This is a genomic window from Pseudomonas glycinis (genome assembly GCF_054871425.1).
The window spans coordinates 568526-585304 of the sequence record NZ_JBTYHF010000002.1 but is presented as its reverse complement, the minus strand read 5'-3'; the positions used below and the strand labels follow the sequence as shown (position 1 = coordinate 585304).

Annotated in this window: 15 protein-coding genes; 8 read left to right on the top strand and 7 right to left on the bottom strand. The window is 60.5% G+C overall.

Going from position 1 to position 16779, the window contains the following annotated elements; translation table 11 throughout:
* Positions 1 to 62 precede the first annotated feature (62 nt).
* On the top strand, positions 63 to 1268 hold the full coding sequence (zigA, locus tag ACYSTU_RS06745) for a zinc metallochaperone GTPase ZigA (protein ID WP_498996962.1): 1206 nt from the start codon (positions 63 to 65) through the stop codon (positions 1266 to 1268).
* Positions 1268 to 1918: a DUF1826 domain-containing protein gene (locus ACYSTU_RS06740; protein ID WP_038860854.1), complete on the top strand. Its 651-nt coding sequence runs from the start codon at positions 1268 to 1270 to the stop codon at positions 1916 to 1918. The genes zigA and ACYSTU_RS06740 overlap by 1 nt, the downstream gene beginning before the upstream one ends.
* A gap of 4 nt (positions 1919 to 1922) precedes the next feature.
* Here the strand turns inward: ACYSTU_RS06740 and ACYSTU_RS06735 are convergent, their stop codons facing one another.
* The gene (locus ACYSTU_RS06735) at positions 1923 to 2279 is read right to left on the bottom strand and encodes a hypothetical protein (RefSeq protein ID WP_016772443.1); all 357 of its coding nucleotides are present in this window, start codon (positions 2277 to 2279) and stop codon (positions 1923 to 1925) included.
* A 40-nt stretch (positions 2280 to 2319) separates the two neighbouring features.
* On the opposite strand from ACYSTU_RS06735, the gene ACYSTU_RS06730 reads away from it, so the two are divergent.
* Positions 2320 to 3285 (top strand): CobW family GTP-binding protein, encoded by a 966-nt coding sequence (locus ACYSTU_RS06730; protein WP_498996958.1) that lies wholly within the window; start codon positions 2320 to 2322, stop codon positions 3283 to 3285.
* Positions 3286 to 3291: 6 nt separating this feature from the next.
* Here ACYSTU_RS06730 and ACYSTU_RS06725 read toward each other — a convergent pair whose 3' ends face one another.
* Entirely contained in the window at positions 3292 to 3705 is a 414-nt protein-coding gene (locus ACYSTU_RS06725) for a DUF3301 domain-containing protein (protein ID WP_076564658.1), read from the bottom strand.
* A gap of 117 nt (positions 3706 to 3822) precedes the next feature.
* Here ACYSTU_RS06725 and pdxY point away from each other — a divergent pair, with 117 nt between their 5' ends.
* Positions 3823 to 4695: a pyridoxal kinase PdxY gene (pdxY, locus tag ACYSTU_RS06720; protein ID WP_125927522.1), complete on the top strand. Its 873-nt coding sequence runs from the start codon at positions 3823 to 3825 to the stop codon at positions 4693 to 4695.
* A gap of 105 nt (positions 4696 to 4800) precedes the next feature.
* On the opposite strand, the gene ACYSTU_RS06715 is transcribed toward pdxY, so the two are convergent.
* On the bottom strand, positions 4801 to 5283 hold the full coding sequence (locus ACYSTU_RS06715) for an acyl-CoA thioesterase (protein ID WP_016772447.1): 483 nt from the start codon (positions 5281 to 5283) through the stop codon (positions 4801 to 4803).
* A 277-nt stretch (positions 5284 to 5560) separates the two neighbouring features.
* Here ACYSTU_RS06715 and ACYSTU_RS06710 point away from each other — a divergent pair, with 277 nt between their 5' ends.
* Positions 5561 to 7324 (top strand): cation:proton antiporter, encoded by a 1764-nt coding sequence (locus ACYSTU_RS06710; RefSeq protein WP_110599748.1) that lies wholly within the window; start codon positions 5561 to 5563, stop codon positions 7322 to 7324.
* A 21-nt stretch (positions 7325 to 7345) separates the two neighbouring features.
* On the opposite strand, the gene ACYSTU_RS06705 is transcribed toward ACYSTU_RS06710, so the two are convergent.
* From ACYSTU_RS06705 to uvrD, 3 genes are all read right to left on the bottom strand, one after another.
* On the bottom strand, positions 7346 to 7753 hold the full coding sequence (locus tag ACYSTU_RS06705) for an SMI1/KNR4 family protein (RefSeq protein ID WP_007954245.1): 408 nt from the start codon (positions 7751 to 7753) through the stop codon (positions 7346 to 7348).
* Positions 7754 to 7888: 135 nt separating this feature from the next.
* On the bottom strand, positions 7889 to 8764 hold the full coding sequence (locus ACYSTU_RS06700) for a Tim44 domain-containing protein (protein WP_016772449.1): 876 nt from the start codon (positions 8762 to 8764) through the stop codon (positions 7889 to 7891).
* Between the two features lie 239 nt (positions 8765 to 9003).
* Positions 9004 to 11187 (bottom strand): DNA helicase II, encoded by a 2184-nt coding sequence (uvrD, locus tag ACYSTU_RS06695; protein WP_110644548.1) that lies wholly within the window; start codon positions 11185 to 11187, stop codon positions 9004 to 9006.
* A gap of 256 nt (positions 11188 to 11443) precedes the next feature.
* Here uvrD and ACYSTU_RS06690 point away from each other — a divergent pair, with 256 nt between their 5' ends.
* The 3 genes from ACYSTU_RS06690 to ACYSTU_RS06680 all read left to right on the top strand — a co-directional run bounded on the left by ACYSTU_RS06690 (position 11444) and on the right by ACYSTU_RS06680 (position 15749).
* On the top strand, positions 11444 to 14317 hold the full coding sequence (locus ACYSTU_RS06690) for a putative bifunctional diguanylate cyclase/phosphodiesterase (RefSeq protein ID WP_498996950.1): 2874 nt from the start codon (positions 11444 to 11446) through the stop codon (positions 14315 to 14317).
* A 127-nt stretch (positions 14318 to 14444) separates the two neighbouring features.
* Complete coding sequence (gene hexR / locus ACYSTU_RS06685; protein ID WP_007962240.1) at positions 14445 to 15311, top strand: transcriptional regulator HexR; 867 nt, start codon at positions 14445 to 14447, stop codon at positions 15309 to 15311.
* Between the two features lie 234 nt (positions 15312 to 15545).
* Positions 15546 to 15749 (top strand): PA3496 family putative envelope integrity protein, encoded by a 204-nt coding sequence (locus ACYSTU_RS06680; RefSeq protein ID WP_081932351.1) that lies wholly within the window; start codon positions 15546 to 15548, stop codon positions 15747 to 15749.
* Here ACYSTU_RS06680 and ACYSTU_RS06675 read toward each other — a convergent pair.
* Positions 15691 to 16653 carry a LysR family transcriptional regulator gene (locus ACYSTU_RS06675; protein WP_071171371.1) on the bottom strand — a complete coding sequence of 321 codons (963 nt, stop codon included), beginning with the start codon at positions 16651 to 16653 and terminating at the stop codon, positions 15691 to 15693. The genes ACYSTU_RS06680 and ACYSTU_RS06675 overlap by 59 nt on opposite strands.
* Positions 16654 to 16779 lie beyond the last annotated feature (126 nt).

Below are 16779 nucleotides of genomic sequence, written 5' to 3'. Positions count from 1 at the left end.
AAGCGCAACACGCCAAGCGCACCTCAAAGCGCAAATCGGCTGCCATTTATGAGGATTATCCAATGTCAGCCAAATTGCCCGTCACCGTACTTTCAGGATTTCTCGGTGCCGGAAAAAGTACACTTTTGAATTACGTACTACGTAACCGAGACGGCTTGCGCGTTGCGGTGATCGTCAACGATATGAGCGAGATCAACATCGATGGCAGTGAAGTCCAGCGCGATGTCAGCCTGAACCGTGCGGAAGAAAAGCTCATTGAGATGAGCAACGGCTGCATTTGCTGTACGTTACGCGAAGACCTGCTTGAAGAAGTCAGCAAACTCGCCCGCGAGGATCGTTTTGATTACCTGCTGATCGAATCCACCGGCATTTCCGAACCGCTTCCGGTCGCTGAAACCTTCACCTTCCGCGATGATCAGGGGCAAAGCCTCGCCGACATTGCTCGCCTCGATACCATGGTCACCGTGGTCGACGGTGTGAATTTCCTGCTCGATTACCAGGCTGCCGAAAGCCTTGCCTCTCGCGGCGAAATCCTCGGTGAAGAAGACGAGCGCTCCATCACCGATCTGTTGATCGAGCAGATCGAGTTTGCCGACGTCCTGCTGATCAGCAAAATCGACCTGATCAGCCAGCACGAGCGTGAAGAACTCACCGCCATCCTCAAGCGCCTCAATGCCCAGGCTGAAATCATTCCAATGGTGATGGGCGAAATCCCCCTGGAAAAAATCCTCAACACCGGTCGTTTCGATTTCGATCAGGCCGCACAAGCGCCCGGATGGCTAAAGGAATTGCGCGGTGAGCACGTCCTGGAAACACAGGAATACGGCATCGCCTCGACGGCCTACCGCGCGCGCCGGCCATTTCACCCGCAACGTTTCTTCAGCTTCATTGATCGGCCTTGGCTGAACGGCAAGCTGCTGCGCTCCAAAGGCTTCTTCTGGCTCGCCAGCAAACCCACCGATGCCGGTAGCTGGTCCCAAGCAGGCGGCTTGATGCGGCATGGATTCGCCGGTCGCTGGTGGCGTTTTGTGCCAAAGAATCAATGGCCGCAGGATCAGGAAAGTGTCCAGGCGATCATGGGAAACTGGATTCCAAGCGTAGGAGATTGCCGCCAGGAGCTGGTTTTCATCGGTCAGAACATAGATTTCCTACAGCTCTCCGCCGAACTCGATGCCTGTCTGCTGACCGACGAAGAAATGGCCATGGGTGTAGAAGGCTGGCGTTCGCTGCCTGATCCATTCGGTCCTTGGCACGAAGAGGCCGCCTGATGCTCGCACTCCAAGATCAGCCGCTGCTTACCCGTCATCAGCACCAGGGCGTGACCCCGGAAACGTTGACGCGAATCCTGGAAGACCAGACCAATCTCGCCGTCTGGCAACGTCAGCTGCCCGTGCACATTGCCGATTTTGCGCAATTGGTGCTGTCACTCAACGAGCCCTTGGCCGAGTCGCTGTGTCTGGAATTGCCCGACGAAGATGCCGAACCGGATCTCGCCGGTCTGGCTGCAGGGCTGCGTGATCTGCAAGGTTTCGAAGGTTTCGTGAGCGATCTTAAATGGCTGATCAGTGCCTTCGCCTGCCTGCTCGGTGCGCGGCGTATCGGCGTGCGTTTGCGTGTGCTGGACAAGGCCATGTGTCCGCGCTTCCACGTCGATCACGTGCCGGTGCGCTTGATCACAACTTACGCTGGCATCGGCAGCCAATGGCTTGAGGAGGGCGCGATGGATCGCCTGCAACTTGGCCAGGCCAATGCCGAACCGCAAGGTGCAGCGTCGATTCGTCAGCTCAACAGCGGCGACGTCGCGCTGCTCAAAGGCGAAAAATGGCACGGCAATGAAGGCTTCGGCCTGATCCATCGTTCGCCGCAACCGGCACCCGGTGAACGCCGTCTGTTGCTGACCCTCGACTGGCTCGGCTGACACATCAGGGCTTGCGCCAGGCGCCCTGGCTCTGGCCTTCGCAATAAGGCTTGAGATACGCCGCATCAGTGGCCACGCCGTAATAGTGGATATCCTGGCGATAGGGCATATTGGCGACTTGCGCGTTGCTGCACACGCCGAAAGCGCCGCTGGGGCACTGGTCGACGTATTGCACCTCGACCTTCTGCCCGGCCAGCGTCGGTTGGCAGAAGCCGTCATTGAACAATTTCTGCGGAATCGTCCGGTTCTGCTGACAGACTTTGACGTCGAGCCGTTCGCCCTGTGTGTGCACCACGCAGGCCTGAGCCCACGCTTCACTCGACAGCAGCGCCAACAGCAACGACCATCCCGACCAGCGCATCTTCGATCTCCTCAATAACTGTCCGCAGAAAGTACCCGCCATGTTGCAGAACATTCCGACCCACGTCATCGCCGGCCCGTTGGGCGCCGGCAAGACCAGCCTGATTCGCCAGTTGCTGGCGCAACGGCCTGCGGACGAGCGCTGGGCGGTGCTGATCAACGAGTTCGGCCAGATCGGTCTGGATGCTGCATTGCTGACGAATGACGCCGATGGTATCGCACTGGGTGAGGTGGCCGGGGGCTGCCTGTGTTGCGTCAATGGCGCGCCATTCCAGATCGGCCTCGGCCGCCTGCTGCGCAAGGCCAGGCCAGATCGACTGTTTATCGAGCCATCCGGGCTGGGCCATCCGGCGCAGTTGCTCAAGCAATTGAACGAGGCGCCGTGGCTGGGCGTGCTGGCGGTTCAGCCCTGTGTGCTGGTTCTGGACGCTCAGGCATTGCACGCGGGTAGAACCCTGCCGGACGCCCAGCAGCAAGCGTTGGCCAGCGCGGGTTTGCTGTTGTTGAACAAGGCCGAAGATCTCGATGAAGCGGTTCGAGATAAAATCGCCAGTCGGTTGCCGCCCGTCAGACTGATCTGGACGCAGCAAGCGCAACTGCCTCTGAGCGAGCTGCCGGGGCTGGCAGTAAAAGCGAACGAAGGCGCAGGGCATCTGCCGCTGCCGACTGGATTGGCACAGCTGCCAGCGGTCTGGAGCGATCCGGCCGAACCGATTTGCCTGAGTCAGGCGCAGGAGGGTGGGTGGAGCATCGGTTGGCGCTGGCATCCGCGGCAGGTATTTGATCAAGCATGCATCGCCGATTGGCTGAGCGCGCTCGACTGGAAGCGGGCCAAACTGCTTATCCACAGCACGGATGGCTGGGTCTCGGCCAATGCGCTGGAGAATGCCGAGCTGAGTTGGCAAGCCAGCGAATGGCGAAAAGACTCAAGAATCGAGCTGATCTTCGCTGAACCGCAGAATATCGAACAGCTGCAAGCCGGTTTGGCTGAATGCCGGATTCAGTGAATCAGCTCAGGGCTTCCACTTGGTATGTTCCTGGCGCCACTGGCTCAGCTCGATGACTTCGGCGCGAGGCTTGTGGACTTCGACTACCGGCGGCGTATCGTCGAACGGCGCCGGGTAGGGTGCCAGTTCAATCTGCGCACTGTGCGCGCCAAATTGGGTGACGGTGCCGTTGTGGCGGCTTTCGCCGGTCACGGTGAACTCGAAGTTGTAGACCCGCGCCAGCCGCCGGCGACCGTTGGCATCCTTGATCAGACCGATCTTTTTCAGCGCGACGTTACCGTCCAGCAGTTCAACGCCAACATTGGTGCAATGCTGCTTGACCCGCTCCAGCGCGCGCTCGCGCAAGCCGTGGTTGTGCCATAGCCAGGCACCAGCGGCGGCGAACAGCATCAGCACGAAGATGTTTTCCAGGGTCAGCATCTACATCGAACTCCAAATGATGGCGTCAGCTTAACTGCCTCGCCGGTCTGTCGTACAGGCTGTGTTTCGTCGCATACTGCGCGGCTTGAATTTCAATCGTTTTACGGAATGACCCGAATGAAACGTACGCCTCATCTGCTCGCCATCCAGTCCCACGTGGTGTTTGGCCACGCCGGCAACAGCGCTGCGGTTTTTCCGATGCAGCGCGTCGGGGTCAACGTCTGGCCGCTCAACACCGTGCAGTTTTCCAACCACACCCAGTATGGTCAGTGGGCCGGGGAAGTGCTGGCGCCGCAGCAGATTCCCGAGCTGATCGAAGGCATCGCCGCAATTGGCGAGTTGGGCAATTGCGACGCGGTGCTGTCCGGCTACCTCGGCAGCGCCGCCCAGGGACGGGCGATTCTCAGCGGTGTGGCGCGGATCAAAGCGGTCAATCCAAAGATGCTGTATCTGTGTGATCCGGTCATGGGTCATCCGGAAAAGGGTTGCAGCGTGCCCACCGAGGTCAGCGATTTCCTTCTTGATGAGGCCGCGGCCGTGGCGGACATCATGTGCCCGAACCAATTGGAGCTGGACAGTTTTTCCGGGCGCAAGCCGCAGTCGCTGTTCGATTGCCTGGCGATGGCGCGAGCGCTCCTGGCGCGCGGGCCGAAAGCGGTACTGGTCAAGCACCTGGATTACCCGGGCAAACCGGCGGATGGCTTCGAAATGTTGTTGGTGACCGCCGAGGGCAGCTGGCATCTGCGCCGTCCGTTGCTGGCGTTTCCACGTCAGCCAGTGGGCGTCGGCGATCTGACCTCTGGTCTGTTCCTGGCGCGGGTGTTGCTGGGCGACAGCCTACTGGCAGCGTTCGAATTCACCGCAGCGGCGGTGCATGAGGTGTTGCTGGAAACCCAGGCGTGCGCCAGTTACGAGCTGCAACTGGTGCGGGCGCAGGATCGCATTGCGCATCCGCGGGTGAAGTTCGATGCGACCGCAATCAGTCTGTAATCTCGTCGTTGTTTAAAAAAGATCGCAGCCTTCGGCAGCTCCTACATGGGTTTGCATTCCAAAATGTAGGAGCTGCCGAAGGCTGCGATCTTTTGCTTTTTGGTCTCAGGCGTCGCCCTTGATCTCCTGATAACGCTTCTCCAGTTCCTGACGAATCTGCCGGCGCTGCTGCGCCTGCATGAAGCGGCGTTTGTCTTCGCTGTTCTGCGGTTGCAGCGGTGGCACGGCGGCCGGTTTGCGCTGATCATCCACCGCGACCATGGTGAAGAAGCAGCTGTTGGTGTGGCGCACCGAGCGTTCGCGGATATTTTCGGTGACCACTTTGATGCCAACTTCCATCGACGTGTTGCCGGTGTAGTTGACCGAGGCGAGGAACGTCACCAGTTCGCCGACATGAATCGGCTCGCGGAAAATCACCTGATCCACCGACAGGGTCACCACGTAGCGCCCGGCATAACGGCTGGCGCAGGCGTAAGCCACTTCGTCGAGGTATTTGAGCAGGGTGCCGCCGTGGACATTGCCAGAGAAGTTGGCCATGTCGGGGGTCATCAGTACCGTCATCGACAGCTGGGCGTTTCCGGGTTCCATAACGTTCTCACGGATCAAGGCTGATTGCAGGAAGCGCCTCTGCGGGCACCTGGTGGCTTTTCAAAAAGCACCGTTATCGGGACGCCGCGCGGCGGGCCGCCGTCACGCCGGTAGCGATCTGTTTCCATATATTGCACCGGCTTCCAGAGCGAAGTCGCGGTGTTAACCTGCAAAAGCCCTGCCCAAGGGCAATTCCTACATCAAAAGCGGATTTTACCCTGCTCGCGCAGAACGTCTGACGTCTGTCCGCGCGCCTCGTCATCAAGGAGCCCACGCCATGCATGCCATCAGTTTCATTCAGGATCTGGCAGTGATCATGCTGGTCGCGGGCGTGGTAACCGTGCTGTTTCATCGTTTCAAGCAACCGGTGGTGCTCGGCTACATCGTCGCCGGCTTCATCATCGGCCCGCATACGCCGCCGTTCGGCCTGATTCACGACGAAGAAACCATCAAGACCCTGGCCGAACTCGGGGTGATCTTCCTGATGTTTTGCCTTGGCCTGGAGTTCAGCCTGCGCAAGTTGTTCAAGGTTGGGGCAACGGCGTTCATTGCCGCGTTTCTCGAAATCATCCTGATGATCTGGATCGGTTACGAAATCGGTCGCTGGTTCGACTGGAACACCATGGATTCGCTGTTCCTCGGCGCGATTCTGGCGATCTCTTCAACCACCATCATCGTCAAAGCGCTGAATGACCTGAAGATGAAGAACGAGCGCTTTGCGCAGTTGATCTTCGGTGTGCTGATTGTCGAGGACATACTTGGCATCGGCATCATCGCGCTGCTGTCGAGCATCGCCGTCAGCGGCACGGTGAGCTCGGGGGAAGTGTTTTCCACGGTCGGCAAGCTGTCGCTGTTCATGATCGTCGCGCTGGTCATCGGCATTCTGTTGGTGCCGCGTCTGCTGGCTTATGTGGCGAAATTCGAAAGCAACGAGATGCTGTTGATCACCGTGCTCGGCCTGTGTTTCGGCTTCTGCCTGCTGGTGGTCAAGCTTGAATACAGCATGGTGCTCGGCGCTTTCCTGATCGGCGCGATCATGGCTGAGTCGCGGCAATTGCTGAAAATCGAACGATTGGTCGAGCCGGTTCGCGACCTGTTCAGTGCGATCTTTTTTGTCGCCATCGGGCTGATGCTCGACCCGCTGATTCTCATTGAATACGCCTGGCCGATTGCGGTGATCACCGTGGCCGTGGTGCTGGGCAAGATGTTGTCCTGCGGCCTCGGTGCGTTTATCGCTGGCAACGACGGACGGACCTCACTGCGGGTCGGCATGGGTCTGTCACAGATTGGCGAATTTTCCTTCATCATCGCCGCGCTGGGCATGACCTTGCAGGTCACCAGCAACTTCCTCTATCCGGTCGCTGTAGCCGTGTCGGTGATCACCACCCTGCTGACGCCGTACCTGATTCGCGCGGCGGATCCGTTGTCGATCAAGCTCTCGGCCGCTGTGCCCAAGCGGCTCGGGCGGGTGCTCGGCATGTATGGCGAATGGTTGCGCAGTATTCAACCGCAGGGCGAGGGTGCGCTGCTGGCGTCGATGATCCGGCGGATCCTGTTGCAGGTCGGGGTCAATCTGGCGCTGGTGATTGCGATCTTCTTTGCCGGCGCATACTTCGCCGAGCGGATGTCGTTGTGGCTGCAGGACTGGATCAGCGATCCGAGCTGGCAGAAGGCATTGATCTGGGGCGGAGCGTTGTTGGTCTCGCTACCATTTCTGATCGCGGCTTATCGCAAGCTCAAGGCGCTGTCGATGCTGCTGGCGGAGATGGGCGTCAAGCCGGAGATGGCCGGGCGTCACACGCAGCGAGTGCGCCGGGTGATCGCCGAAGTGATCCCGATTCTCTCGCTGCTGGTGATTTTCCTGCTGTTGGCAGCCTTGTCGGCCAGTATCCTGCCGACCAACAAGCTGCTGGTGCTGATCGCCGTCGTCGCGGCCGCCGTGGCGGCGCTGCTGTGGCGCTGGTTCATCCGCGTGCATACGCGGATGCAGGTGGCCTTGCTGGAAACCCTCGACAACCACAAGGAGTCGTCGGGGCATTGACCTGCCGGGGCGTGTGGCGGATCAGCTTTCCAGCCAGACGTCCCGCGCCCAGTGCCACACCGATTCCCATGATTCTTCGGTGATCAGCTCTTCTTCGCCGGACCACAGCACCACGGTGCCGTCTTCTTCAACGCAGTAGTAGTCGTCGCCGTCCTGGCAGATCGGGATCAGGTCACGCGGCACGCCGGCGTCCCAGGCATTGGCGGCAACGTCCGGCAGATAGGTGTGCGATTGCGGGTCGGTGACGGTCACCGGCTCGAGGCTGCCATAGACCACGTCGCTGACGGTCAGCAAAAACTCTTTGAAGACGAACGGAATGTTGATGAAGAGTTCTTCTTCGATCTCCACCAATTGGTCTTCGTCTGGCAATTCCAATGGAACCGGCACGGGTTCGTTGGCTTCGCGCAGTTGTTCGATGATTTCTTCCACGTCCGGGATCCTCTTGCTGAATGGCGCGGTTTATATGGGCCGGTTTATACAGTAGCTCGCCATAGATGCAACCGTGAAATGAAAAACCCCGGCCGAGGCCGGGGTTCTGTTACCGCAAGTGAAGCGCAGCAGGGATCAGCCGTTCTGGCGGATACCGGCGACCAGCCAAGGCTGGTTGTCGCCCTGCGGACGTTCCATGTTCCAGCTTTCGCTGAACACTTCGCCTTGGTCGAAACGCGAGGTTTTCGACACGCCGGTGAAGGTCAGGGTGGCGATGGTCTTGTCGGCACGATCGTCGACGCCGTCCAGCTGCACCTGCAGGTTGTCGATGTAGGTCGACTGGAAGCCGTCGCCCAGATCCGCACGCTCACGCTTGAGGAACTCAAGCATTTGCGGGGTCACGAACTCGGCGATCTTGTCCATTTCGTTGGCGTCCCAGTGCTGCTGCAGCGACTGGAAGTGGCTGCGCGCAGCTTCAAGGAAGCGCTCTTCGTTGAACCAGGCCGGTGCGTTGATCACTGGACGGGCGGCAGCCGGAGCAGCCGAACCACCGAAGATCGAACCCATGGCGGCAGGCTTCTGCTCGAACACTTCACGCTGCATCGGCGCGCCGGCCGGAGCGAATTGCTCCTGCTGCTTGCGACGACGGGCGGCGATGAAGCGGAAGATCACGAACGCGATCAGGGCCATGATCAGGATGTCGAAGATCTGCATGCCCTGGAAGCCGTCGCCCATGAACATCGACGCGAGCAGGCCACCGGCGGCGATGCCCGCCAGCGGGCCGAGCCAGCGCGACGCACCGCCGGCCTTGGCTGCGGCGCCAGCAGCACCGGCAGCGCCAGCGGTCGCTGCTGCGCCGCCCACGCCTGGAGAAGAAGGAGCCATCTGGCTGGTCTGGTGCGTCGGCGCAGCGCCGGCGCTTTTGCCACCACCAAAGCGCTTGGCGTTGGCGTCGAGGCTCATCGTCAGGCCGATGCACAACGCCATGGCGATGCTAAGAAAACGTTTCATAAAGGGTATTCCCGTTTTGTGGAGACACGCGCGCCATGTTGCACAGCTGAAGTGTTACTGGCTAGCGAGAGAGTGTTTCGGGCTTTTGCCTGACAGGTCGCGTTCAGCTTGGCGAGGCAATCAGCCGATGTACTTTTGTCTGTAGGAAAAGGCGGTAGGTTCAGAGGGATTGATGTACTTGCGTCGCATAACCTGCGGGAGCGAGCAGGCTCGCTCCCACATGGGTTCAGTGCCGGTGGTTAGATCGCTTCCAGCTTGGCATAGCCGAGCATCAGCCACTTGCTGCCTTCGCTGAAGTTCACCTGCACCCGGGCCTGGGCACCGGAGCCTTCGAAGTTGAGGATCACGCCCTCGCCGAAGATCGAGTGACGTACGGCCTGACCGAGCACAAAACCGGTTTCCGGAATCTCGCTGCCGCTGAACAGGCTGCTGCCGCTCATCGACTGGTTGCCGCCGAACGGTCGGCTGACGCTATTGGACAGGCGCACTTCCTGAATCAGGCCTTTCGGCACTTCGCGGACGAAACGCGACACCTTGTTGTAGGTTTCGCTGCCGTACAGGCGCCGGGTTTCCGCGTAGGTCATGACCAGATTCTGCATCGCCCGGGTGATACCGACGTAAGCCAGACGCCGTTCCTCTTCAAGACGCCCCGGTTCTTCCAGGCTCATCTTGTGTGGGAACAGGCCTTCTTCCATGCCCACGAGGAACACGTAAGGGAATTCCAGGCCTTTGGCGCTGTGCAGGGTCATCAGCTGCACGCTGTCTTCGTGCTCGTCGGCCTGAGTGTCGCCGGCCTCCAGCGAAGCGTGGCCGAGGAACGCCGCCAGTGGCGTCAGTTCTTCGTCTTCTTCGGTGTTCTCGAAGTTGCGTGCGGCGCTGACCAGTTCCTCAAGGTTTTCCACCCGGGCCTGGCCTTTTTCGCCTTTTTCCGCTTCGTGATAAGCGATCAGGCCGGATTGCTCGATGACGGTTTGCGTCATCAGGTGCAGCGGCATCTCGGCGCACTTGGCGGCGAGGTTCTCGATCAGCTCGATAAACGCACCGAGCGCGCTCGCTGCACGGCCGGTCAAGCCTTTGTTGGCCACCAGTAGGCGCATCGCTTCCCACATCGACACATCGCTGTGCCGCGCATGCTCGCGAATCGCTTCGACGGTTTTCTCGCCGATGCCCCGGGCCGGCACGTTGATCACCCGCTCCAGCGCCGCGTCGTTGCCGCGACCCTCAAGCAAACGCAGATACGCCATGGCGTTCTTGATTTCCGCGCGTTCGAAGAAGCGCTGACCGCCATAGATGCGGTACGGGATGCGCTCGCGCAGCAGGGCTTCTTCAAGCACCCGCGACTGGGCGTTGGAGCGGTACAGAATGGCGATATCGCTACGGGCCAGACCGGTTTTCAGCGCGCTTTCGATGGTTTCTACCACGTAGCGCGCTTCGTCATGCTCGTTGAACGCGGCGTACAGGTTGATCGCTTCGCCGTCGCCACCGTCGGTCCACAGCTCTTTACCGAGACGCCCGGTGTTGTTGGCGATCAGCGCGTTGGCGGCTTTGAGGATGCCGGCAGTGGATCGGTAGTTCTGCTCCAGGCGAATCGTTTCGGAGTCCGGGAAGTCGGAAGAGTACTGATGGATGTTCTCGATCTTCGCCCCGCGCCAGCCGTAAATCGACTGGTCGTCGTCGCCGACCACCATCAGGCTGTCGCCGCCCTTGCCGAGCAGGCGCAACCAGGCGTACTGCACGGCGTTGGTGTCCTGGAACTCGTCGACCAGAATGTGCCGGAAGCGCTTTTGGTAGTGCGCCAGCAGGCCGGGGTGATCGCGCCACAGATCGAGCGCGCGCAGCAGCAGTTCGGAGAAATCGATCACGCCAGCCCGCAGGCACGCCGACTCGTAGGCTTCGTAGATGCCGCGCATGGTGGCGAGGAACAGGTCGCCGCTGGCCTGAATGTGTTGCGGCCGCAGACCTTCGTCTTTCTGGCCGTTGATGAACCACTGCGCCTGACGCGCTGGCCAGCGTTGCTCGTCCAGGCCCAGCTCGCGGATCACCCGCTTGACCAGACGCTGCTGGTCATCGCTGTCGAGAATCTGGAAGGTCTGGCTCAGGCCCGCTTCCTGCCAGTGCGCCCGCAGCAAGCGGTGCGCGAGGCCGTGGAAGGTGCCGACCCACATGCCGGCCGGGTTGATGCCCAGCAACTGCTCGATGCGATGGCGCATCTCGGCAGCGGCCTTGTTGGTGAAGGTCACCGACAGGATGGAGTGAGGCGAGGCGTTTTCGACCTGGATCAACCAGGCGATACGGTGCACCAGCACTCGGGTTTTACCGGAACCGGCGCCGGCCAGGACCAACTGACGGCCAACGGGGGCTGCTACGGCCTGGCGTTGGGCATCGTTGAGGGAGTTCAGCAGAAGGGAGAGATCATCGCGCATCGGGGCATTCTAGGGTGCGCCGCAGGCCCGGGCAAACCGTGCGTTGCATTAGCCGATGAATGTGCTGCCGATGACGACCGGTCGGTCACTGGCTGCAGGCTTCGGCCCGTCTCGCCTGAGGGGTTGCAGCGGTGCGCAAGCGGCGGAAAATTTCCCTGCAATTGTGATCCGCAGCAGTTTGGCATCGGGATCGGCTTGTGTATGCTCCGTGCACGTTTCGGGCGCACGCCCTCCTATAAGAACAAGAACGTTGCCCATGATCCTCAGCGCCGAACTGTCGGGGCCCTCCGTGGACCCCCGGGTGATCCGCAAGCACTATGCCGTCGAAATGGCGGTGGAGCGCACGCGTCTGCTGTATCAGGGCTCGTTGTTGCCCACGCTGTTCATGTTGATCAATGGTCTGGTCTGCGCCGCTTTGCTCTGGAGCCCGCAGCGCTACTTCGTGGTCAGCGTCTGGCTGGTGTGGCTGCTGTCGCTGGTCGCGCTGCGGGTGATTCAGGTAGCTGCGTTCGATTCGGCGATTCCCGATCGTCAGGCCCAGCCGATCTGGTTCCGCATGTTCCTGCTCGGTTCGACCATGACTGGCCTGACGCTGGCGGGAGCCGGCATCGCTCTGGTACCCGCTGACAACTTCATGCAGCAAGCCTGGGTGTTTGGCCTGATCGGCGCGGCAACGCTGTCCGCCAGTGTCGCCTACGCGGTGAGCCTGCCGGCGTTCCTCTCGTTTACCTTGCCGTGCCTGCTGCCAGCGATCGGCTACCTGTTCTGGGGCGGCGACGATCAGGCCCGGGGCTGGGGCTGGCTGGGTCTGATCCTGCTCGGTTCGTTGAGCGTGGTGGCGTGGCAGGTCAATCGGCTGATCGACCGTGGATTGCTTCGGCGTTTCCAGAATCAGCACCTGATCGAGCATTTGCAGCAAGCGCAGACGCGCAGCGAACAACTCAATCAGGAGCTGGGCAAAGAGATCGAACAGCGCCGCTGTGCCGAGGCGCAGTTGCGTGAAGCGCAGGTCGATCTCGAAGATCGCGTGGCCCAGCGCAGCCGCGAACTGGATGCCGCCAATCAGGCCCTGAGCAAAAGCGAAGCGCGCCTGGCGCTGGCGCTCAAGGCCAGTGAGCTCGGATTGTGGGACTGGAACCTGCAGACCGACGAGGTCCATCACACGCAGATTCAGGAACTGTTCGGCCTCGCCCCGGAATACGTCACCGCGCTGCTGCGCGACCTCAAGCCACGACTGCATCCTGAAGATGTGCCGTCACTCAAGTTCGCCCTGGTCGAGCATCTGAAGGGGCGCACCGAGGATTATCAGGTCGAATATCGCCTGCGCCACGGCGACGGCCATTGGGTATGGATCGAGGACCGTGGCCGCGCCGTAGAACGCAGCGCCAACGGCCGGGTGATTCGCATGGTCGGCACTCGCCGCGATATCAGCGCCAGCAAAAGCCTCGAAGAGCAGCAGCGGCTGGCGGCGACGGTGTTCGAAGCGGCCAGCGAAGGCATCGTGATTCTTGACCCGGAATACGCGCTGATCGCGATCAACCAGGCTTTCAGCCGGGTTACCGGTTACGAGATAGACGACATGCTCGGGCGCAACGTCGTCGAGTTGCCGTGCAGCCGCGATGCCCGTCGTCACTATGTGGCGATCCGTCATGCGCTGGAGCAGTACGGCAGTTGGCAGGGCGAACTCGTGGAAACCCGCAAGAACGGCGAGCTGTATCCGCAGTGGCTGCAACTCAATGCCGTGCGTGATAGCCGTGGCAATGTCAGCCACATCGTCGGCTTCTTCGCCGATCTCTCGGCGCGGCGGGCCTCGGAAGAACGCCTGCGCTATCTGACCCATTACGACGAGCTCACCGGCCTGGCCAACCGTTCGCTGTTCCGCGAACGCCTGCACGAAGCCCATCAGCGCGTGCGCCAGGGCGGGCGCCGCAGTCTGGCGTTGCTGCACATCAATCTCGATCGCTTCAAATTGCTCAATGACAGTCTCGGCCATGAAGTCGCCGATCAGCTCCTGCAGAAGATGGCCCGGCGGCTGGTCAATGCCTTGCCGGAAGCCGACACCATTGCGCGCCTGTCCGGTGACGAATTTGCCGTGCTGTTCGATGCCTACGGCAATCTGTCGAGCCTCGCACGGGTCGCGACGCGGTTGTCGGCCAAGCTGCGTTTGCCGCTGAGCGTTGACGGGCATGAACTGGTGGTCAGCGCTTCGATGGGCATCAGCCTGTTGCCGGACAACGCGCGTGAGATCTCGGCGCTGGTCAGCCAGTCGAACATGGCCATGCAGCATGCCAAACATCTGGGCGGCAACAATTTCCAGTTCTTCACCGACAGTCTGCAAGCCAGCACACTCGAACGTTTGCAGCTGGAAAACCACCTGCGCAGAGCCATTGAAGAACAGCAACTGACGGTGTTCTACCAACCGAAACTGTGCCTGCAAACCGGCCGCATGAATGCCGCTGAAGCGCTGATGCGCTGGGATCATCCGAGCATGGGCCAAGTGCCGCCGGCGGACTTCATTGGCCTGGCCGAAGAGACCGGTCTGATCGGGCCGATCGGCGAATTCGTTTTGCGTCAGGCGTGCTGGCAAGCGTGCGAATGGCAGCGCCAGGGCCTGGCGCCGATCCGCGTGTCGGTGAACCTGTCGGTGCATCAGTTGCGTCAGGGCAAACTGGTCAGTCTGGTCCGGCAGGTGCTGGAAGAAACCGGGCTGGCGCCGCACTACCTCGAGCTGGAGCTGACCGAAAGTCATTTGCTCGACAGCGTCGAACACATCATTGCGACGTTCCAGCAACTGCGCGATCTGGGAGTGAAACTGGCGATCGATGATTTCGGTACCGGGTATTCGTCGTTGAGTTACCTCAAGCGCATTCCGGTGGATTACGTGAAGATCGATCAGGCGTTCATTCGCGGCTTGAGCGAGGGCAGTGCGGACGCAGCGATCACTCGCGCGATCATCGCCATGGCCCACGGACTGGCCCTGAAAGTCGTGGCCGAGGGCGTCGAGCGTGAGGATCAGCTGGCATTTCTGCGCGCCGAACACTGCGACGAAGTGCAGGGTTATCTGATCAGCCGGCCGGTAGACGCTGCTTGTCTGGCCGGCCTTTTGCGTGATCAGAAAAACCCGCAGTAAGGGCTACATGCTCCTCAGCGTGCCTGCCGCCGGGACATCGAGTTACGCATTGAGCAGGCAAAATGCCCATTCATGTAGTATAACTACAAGCTTGCTACATCCTTGCCCACAAGAAGAGTCCAGCCCCTTGAATCTGCTGCAACACATCGCCCAGTCACGTCACCTGTTACGCAAGTCGGAGCTCAAGGTCGCCGACCACGTGCTGCTTGACCCTGCGGCAGTGATGCACAGTTCCATGGCCGACCTGGCTCACAGCGTCGGCATCAGCGAGCCGACCATCGTGCGTTTCTGCCGCGCCATCGGTTGTTCCGGCTTTCAAGATCTCAAACTGAAACTGGCGCAAAGCCTGGCCGCCGGCGCCAGCTTCGGCCAGTTCGCGATCCACGAAGACGACTCCGTCGCCGACTACAGCCTGAAGATTTTTGACACCACGCTGCACACCTTGATGGAAGTGCGCGAGAAGCTCGATCCGGTGGAGCTGCAGCGCGCGGTGACGCTGATGTCGCAGGCGCAGCGTGTCGAGTTCTACGGCTTCGGTGCTTCCGGTGCGGTGGCCGCGGATGCACAGCACAAGTTCTTCCGTTTGCTGCTGACCGCAGCGGCGTATTCCGATCCGCATATGCAGGCGATGTCGGCTGTGACGCTGAAGCCTACCGATGTGGCGATCTGTATTTCCCAGTCGGGGCGCTCCAAGGATTTGCTGATCACCGCTAACCTCGTTCGCGAAAGCGGGGCGTCGTTGATCACCCTGTGCCCGAGCCAGACGCCGTTGGCCGAACTGTCGACCGTCAATCTGGCGATCGATGTGCACGAAGACACCGAGATCTACACGCCGCTGACCTCGCGAATCGCTCATCTGGTGGTGATCGACGTGCTGGCAATGGGCGTGGCCATGGCGCGCGGGCCGAGCCTGGTCAATCACCTCAAGAGCGTCAAGCGCAGTCTGCGCAGTTTGCGTTTGTCTCCAAAAGCCGTGAAAGCGCTGGATGATTGAGCAAGGTTCGTTCCGACCTTGTTCGCGAGCAGGCTCGCTCCCACAGGGGACCTCCTGAGAACACAAACTCTGGGTCATAACGGGATCAGATGTGGGAGCGAGCCTGCTCGCGAAAGCATCTTCAACAACAGCACATCCCTGCGCACATTTCATCACATTGTCATCCCCGCGCAGCCAAACCGTCATCCTCCATGCCTATCGTGAAACTCCCGTACTCGCCCTGGGAGACTCGAAATGGCTCAGCCCTACGAAGAACGCAACAGCGCCGCGAAAACCCGTCGTCAGCAGGAAGACCAGCGCCGCATGGAATTTCGCCGCGCAATCGAGGATCGCTTCGAACTTCGCCAGCTTCAGGCCGAGATCGGCGATTTTCCCGAGATCACGCACTGGCAGGCGACCCCCGCAGCTTCCCGTCGAAACGCTCAACCAACGCAATAATCTGCGCCCGCTCGCTGCGGATGAACGCCAGGAAGGCGTGCGCCACCGGTGACAGCCGCTTGGCTTTGGCCTGCACCAGACACCAGCTGCGCAGCAGCGGCAACTCTTCGACCGGCAGCTCGACCAGGCCGCCGGTCGCCAGCTCCAGGTTCAGGGCGTGGCGCGTCAGCAGCGCCAGGCCCAGACCCGCCACCACGCATTCGCGCTGGGCTTCGGCCGAGGCTACCTCCTGGGTCTGGGTGAAGTGCACGCGCTTTTCCTTGAAATATTCTTCGCAGGCCAGGCGCGTGCCCGAGCCCGGCTCGCGGATCAGCAGCGTATACGGCTCCAGATCCTGCAAGCGCAACGGGCCCATGTGCGCCAGCGGGTGATCCGGGCGCGCCACGGCGACAATCGGATTGTTGAGAAACGGCAGAAATTCCAGGCCCATGTCCTGCGGCACCATCGACATGATCACCAGATCATCGCGATTGTCCGAGAGGCGGCGAATGACCTGGCCACGGTTGACCACCGTCAGCTGCAAATTGACTTCCGGATGCTGGCGCTTGAACGCAGCAAACAGATGCGGCACGAAATATTTCGCGCTCGATTCCACTGCCAGTTTCAGCTGACCCTGCAGTGAACCCTGCATGTCCGACAGTTGCATGTCGAGGTTTTCCAGGCGCCCGAAAATGTCGCGGCTGGCGCGTTGAAGGGCTTCCGCCGCCTCGGTCATGTAGAGTTTTTTGCCGACATAGTCGAACAGCGGTTGGCCAATCAGCTCTTCAAGCTGACGAATCTGTAGGCTCACGGCCGGTTGTGTGAGGGACATTTCCTCGGCGGCGCGGCTGTAGGAACGTAAATCACACACCTCATTAAAGATCTGCAATTGACGCAATGTCATACGCATCAATGACTTACGCATTTTATTCAGGCTCTCATGGAACACGGATGTTCAGACTATAAGTGTTTACTTATGCCTGACCCAATTTTTATTCATTTTTGTTAATCCCTCAGCAGCGCTAGTGTGGACCTGCGACTGAATTGAAAC